General features: G+C 61.2%; 4 protein-coding genes and 1 pseudogene. 1 reads left to right on the top strand and 4 read right to left on the bottom strand.

Features of this window, described 5'->3' with window-relative positions; translation table 11 throughout:
* Positions 1-256 precede the first annotated feature (256 nt).
* From AX692_RS04640 to AX692_RS04630, 3 genes and pseudogenes are all read right to left on the bottom strand, one after another.
* Positions 257-825 (bottom strand): annotated as a pseudogene (locus AX692_RS04640) (recombinase family protein).
* Positions 822-1,208: a type II toxin-antitoxin system VapC family toxin gene (locus AX692_RS04635; RefSeq protein ID WP_073977577.1), complete on the bottom strand. Its 387-nt coding sequence runs from the start codon at positions 1,206-1,208 to the stop codon at positions 822-824. The pseudogene AX692_RS04640 and the gene AX692_RS04635 overlap by 4 nt, the downstream one beginning before the upstream one ends.
* 2 nt (positions 1,209-1,210) lie before the next feature.
* Positions 1,211-1,468 carry an AbrB/MazE/SpoVT family DNA-binding domain-containing protein gene (locus tag AX692_RS04630; RefSeq protein WP_155646258.1) on the bottom strand — a complete coding sequence of 86 codons (258 nt, stop codon included), beginning with the start codon at positions 1,466-1,468 and terminating at the stop codon, positions 1,211-1,213.
* Between the two features lie 232 nt (positions 1,469-1,700).
* Here AX692_RS04630 and AX692_RS04625 point away from each other — a divergent pair, with 232 nt between their 5' ends.
* Positions 1,701-4,676, top strand: coding sequence for a Tn3 family transposase (locus tag AX692_RS04625; protein WP_073977575.1), 2,976 nt, complete (start codon positions 1,701-1,703; stop codon positions 4,674-4,676).
* An 87-nt stretch (positions 4,677-4,763) separates the two neighbouring features.
* On the opposite strand, the gene AX692_RS04620 is transcribed toward AX692_RS04625, so the two are convergent.
* A partial coding sequence (locus AX692_RS04620; RefSeq protein ID WP_155646228.1) for a PDZ domain-containing protein occupies positions 4,764-5,146 on the bottom strand: 383 nt, incomplete at its 5' end.

Below are 5,146 nucleotides of genomic sequence, written 5' to 3'. Positions count from 1 at the left end.
CAAACGGCGCAAGAGACGAGTTCCTCCTCGCCGCCACCGCCCAAAACCTCCGCAAGATGGCCAAGCTGATCCCCATGCCAGCCACCCCAGCCCCCGCATAAGCGGGGGCCAAGCCTCAGCGACACGATCAGGCTCGCGCCAGCGCCTGTCTCAGGGGCGGGTTTTTCAACACAATCAGGTCGGTTTCAGAATCTCGCCTATTGAGGGCAGAGCGTTGATGGTACGCTAAACAACGCTAAGCGCGAACAAATCGAGTTCAAGTGGATCGTTTGATCCCGAGACGGCGCATTTCCCGGTAGACCGTCGATCGTCCGATACCAAGCTGGCGGGCTGCTTCTGTAGGGCTGACCTGCGCTTCTATCAGTTTGAGAGCGGCATCTATTTTTTTATATCAAGCGGTTGTCGGCCTGGCCGTTTACCCTTGGCGCGTGCTGCCGCAATACCATCCTTGGTCCGCTCGGAAATCAGGCGCCGCTCGAAGTGAGCGATTGCCCCGAACACATGAAAGATAAGTTCGCCAGCGGCCGAGGCTGTATCAATCTTTTCCTCAAGGCTCAAAAGGGCGATGCCTTGGCCCCGCAGCGTCTCGACTATGGCGAGCAATTCGGCAAGCGAGCGCCCAAGCCGATCAAGGCGGACCACCGCCAGAGTGTCGCCCTTACGGGCATAAGCTATCAGTTCGGCCAAACCGGGCCGCTCCATGCTCTTGCCCGACATGACGTCGGTGAAAACCTTGATCGCGCCGACTTCTTTCAGGCGCATTATTTGGCCCGCTACGTCCTGATCACCAGTGCTGACCCGTGCGTAACCAAGTATCACGGTCATCGAATGATCTGGATTGTCAGTCCAGCCACGACGATCTTGCCCCAGGCCTGATCCGCTGTAAGCGCAGGCAAGCCTTGCGCCATGGCCAGGGCCATGCATGTGCGATCGCCGAGCCCGCTGCCATATTGTTTGGTGGCAAGGTAAAGGCCCGCTGCTGCCATAGCATCCTGTGGCGCATGCGGATGGATATCCAGATGCAATGCGTCAAGCAATTCGAGCGCAGCTTCCATCTGAATGCCCCGCCGCAAGAGTTCCTTGATCACCTCCTGAAAGTTGACTGCGGAGATGATCCCGTTTCCGATATGGCTGGCGACAATATCCGCTCCGGGCTCATCACGCAGCAGTGCCAGAATAGCCGAGGCATCAAACACCACTGATGCCATGTTCAGGCCCCGTCTTCGCGGGCAGCCTCGGCTCTGCGTTCGGCGATGAAGTCATCAACCGTGAAATCGCTGGCCGTGTACTTGCGATAGAGGTCCTGAGCGCGCTTGATGCTCTGGTCGAGGGAGGTGAGTTTCACCTCACCGTTCTCGAGGGAAAACACCACGGTTCCACCATCGGACATGCCAAGGGCTTCGCGCACCATTTTTGGTAGGACCAGACGGCCATTGTGAGCCATCCTCGCGTCAAACGCCTTGCTCATCTTCTGCCTCATTAATGAAATGTACCACAAAATATATTGTGCCACATTTTGTGATGATGGGCTAGGCGAAATCAGGCTATCGGTGCGATACTTGCAAACGTCCACAGAACGGCCGTTCCATGGACAGGCGCAACGAGCGGGTGCTGCGCCCTCCAAATCCGTCCACAGACTAAGTCTCTTTACTCGCGTCTGTCTATAGGCTCGACTGGCGTTTTGTGGACGGGGATTCGCAATGGCGCGGCGCAAACATGAACTTCTGACCGAGACCGAGCGCGAGCAACTGATCGGCATCCCCCGCGACCGCGACCGCCTGGTCCGGCTTTACACGTTTGAGCCGAACGATTTCGGCATCATCGGGAAGCGCCGCGGAAAGGGAAACCTGCTCGGGGTTGCGCTTCAGCTTGCACTGTTGCGGCACCCGGGAGTGTCGCTGGCACAGCTTCTTCTCGATCGAAAGGAGTTGCCTGGGGAACTGGTCACTTTTGTCGCAGCCCAGCTCGGGCTGCCTCCAGCACTGTTGGCCGATTACGCGGCGCGCGACCAGACGATGACCGATCATGCGCGCGAGCTGGCAGCGAAACTCGGCATGCGGGGACCGGTGCGGAGCGACATCTCCCTGATGATCTCGGCGGCAGCGAGTGCGGCATGGTCAACAGACAAGGGCATCACAATCGTCGGCGGCGTGATTACCTGCTTGCGGAACGAAGGCATCGTATTGCCGTCGATCTCGACCATCGAACGGGCCAGCATTGCGGGGCGCGCGCGGGCGCGCAAACAGGCGGCCGAAGCGCTGGTGTCACACCTGACCGCTGAACAATTGCTGGCACTCGACAGGCTCTTCGACCAAGCAGACGGCGAAGGAATCAGTCGCTTGACCTGGCTCAAGGCGATCCCGCACGCGGTCAAGCCCGACCACATCCGCCAGATTCTCGAGCGGCTGAAGTTCGTCCGCCAGATCGGCATCCCGGCCGAGGCTGCCAGCGCCATCCACATAGATCGCTACCGCCAATTCGTGCGCGAGGGGCGAGTATCGGCTACGTACATGATCGAGCGCTATACCAAGGCGCGGCGCCAGGCCACGCTTGTCGCGTTTCTGATCGATATCGAGGAGCGCCTGACGGACAGCGCCCTCGAGATGGCCGATAAACTGATCGGCAGCGTTGTCACGCGCGCCAAGAACGCGCAGGCCCGAAGCTTCGCTGGCACGGCACGCGATGTCTCAAGGCTCATGCAGGTTTTCCGCCGGACGATCGATGCGCTGACCGCTGCAGTCGAGAACGATGAGGATCCGATCGAAGCGCTCGATGCGTCGGTGGGCTGGTTTACCCTGCTCAAGATCCGGCACGAGGTGGCCAGTATCGCCGACACCGCGCACGTCGATCCGCTCATCGTCGCCGCCGACCGGTACGCCACCTTGCGCAAGTTCGCGCCCCATCTGCTCGAAGCGCTCGAACTGCGCGCCGGCAAGGGCAGTGCCCGGACGATTGCTGCGATCGAGATGCTGCGAGAACTCAACGCGTCGGGCAAGCGCGACCTTCCGCCCAATCCGCCGATGCCGTTCCGCAAGGAGTGGCAGAAACTGGTGGTCGGCGTGGATGGCCGGGTCGACCGGCGCCTTTGGGAGATCGCCACCCTGGCCCATGTCCGCAACAAGCTGCGTTCGGGAGACGTCTGGGTCGAACGCTCAGCCAGCTACCGGCGGTTCGACAGCTATCTGCTGAGCGAGCAAAAGGCCGCGCCTGTCATCGCGGAATTGGGCCTTCCCGCTACCGCCGAGGAATGGCTCGCCGAACGCAGCCGCCAACTCGATTGGCGGCTCAAGAAGTTCGCCCAGCGCCTCAAGCGCAACGATCTTCACGGCGTGCGGTTCGACGATAAGCGACTGCAAATCTCACCCGTGCGCACGGTAGTGCCCGATGGGGCTGAGGTGCTGGCCGATCGGATTGATGCCATGATGCCCAAAATCCGGATTACCGAGTTGCTCCACGAAGTGGCCAGGGAAACTGGCTTCCTCAAGGCATTCACCAATCTGCGCACCGGCGAGCCATGCCCTAATGAAAGTGCGCTGCTCGCAACGATCCTGGCGGACGGGACCAACCTTGGCCTCGCGCGCATGGCCGCCGCCAGCGAGGGCGTGACCCGCGACCAGTTGATGTGGACCCACGACGCCTACATTCGCGAGGATACCTACCGCGCAGCGCTGGCCAAAATCATCAACGCCCACCATCGTCTGCCGTTCTCGCAGGTCTGGGGTTCGGGAACCACGTCGAGCTCCGACGGTCAGTTCTTCCGGGGCACCAAGCGCGGTGCATCGGGCGGTGACATCAACGCCCGCTACGGCGTCGATTTCGGATTCAGCTTCTACACACACAATTCAGACCAGCGCGCACCGTACCATGTCAATGTGATCTCGGCCGCAACCCATGAGGCACCCTACGTGCTCGACGGGCTTGTCAGCCACGGGACCGATCTCAACATCTCCGAGCATTACACTGATACCGGAGGGGCCACCGATCACGTGTTTGCGCTGTGTGCCATGCTCGGTTTTCGCTTTTGCCCGCGGCTGCGCGATTTTCCCGATCGCAGGCTAATCCCGATTGATCTGCCGTCGAACTACCCATTTATCGCGCCGCTGCTCGGCAAGCGCATCCGCACCGACATCATCCGCGACCAGTGGAGCGAGGTCCTCAGGCTTGTCGCGTCGATCAAGGCCGGCCATGTAGCGCCTTCGGTGATGCTCCGGAAACTTGCCGCCTATGAGCGGCAGAACCAGCTCGATGTCGCCCTGCAGGAGATTGGCAAGATCGAGCGGACGCTATTCATGCTGGACTGGCTCGAGAACCCCGAGCTGCGCCGACGCTGCCATGCCGGCCTCAACAACAGCGAGCAGCGTCATGTGCTGACCCAGGCGATCTACACCTTCAGGCAAGGCAGGATCATTGATCGCAGCCATGAAGCCCAGCAATACAGAGCATCCGGGCTGAATTTGGTGATTGCCGCCATCGTCTACTGGAACTCGACCTACATGGCCGAGGCGGTCGAGCACCTCCGCAGCCTCGGCGAAGCGGTAGCGCCTGAACTCTTAGCACACACCTCGCCGATCGGGTGGGAGCACATCGCATTCTCCGGCGACTTCCTGTGGGACCGCGCAGCCGCCGCGACCGGTCGCAAGCCGCTCATCCTGCCCGGCAGCATCAGAGCAGCGTAGATGTTCGACGTTCGTTCTCACTTGGCGTTGTTTAGCGTACCATCAACGCTCTGTCCTCTTTTTGGCGTGCCTTCCACAGTCCGGCACTCAATTCATGCTCAGCGGAAGCAGGGAGTTGCCGCGTGCAATGACGAGTTGCACCCGCCCTTTCGCTGCCGAGAGCAGTTGATTGAGCGCCGCTGCTGACCGCACGGGTTCATTGTTCAGTCCCACCACGAGGTCGCCAGCCTGTAGACCCCGCGAAGCCGCAGGTGAATTGGGTGCCACGTTTGTGACCAATGCGCCCGCAAGCCCTTGCGGGAACGGATCACCGGCGCGCAGATCGCGGAACGTTGCTCCAAGGGCGGTGAGGCTTCCGCCCGCTCCGGTCACGGCCACAGCAATCGGCTCGGGCGCCGCAGCGACCACGCTTGTGCGGCGCACCTGACCGGCGCGCATGTATACGATTTGCAGGCTTTCGCCGGGCCGGG

This window comes from Erythrobacter donghaensis (assembly GCF_001557325.1).
In the GTDB taxonomy this organism is placed as follows: Bacteria; Pseudomonadota; Alphaproteobacteria; order Sphingomonadales; family Sphingomonadaceae; genus Erythrobacter; species Erythrobacter donghaensis_B.
The sequence above is the reverse complement of the archived record's forward strand: the minus strand, read 5'-3'. Positions and strand labels throughout refer to the sequence as shown.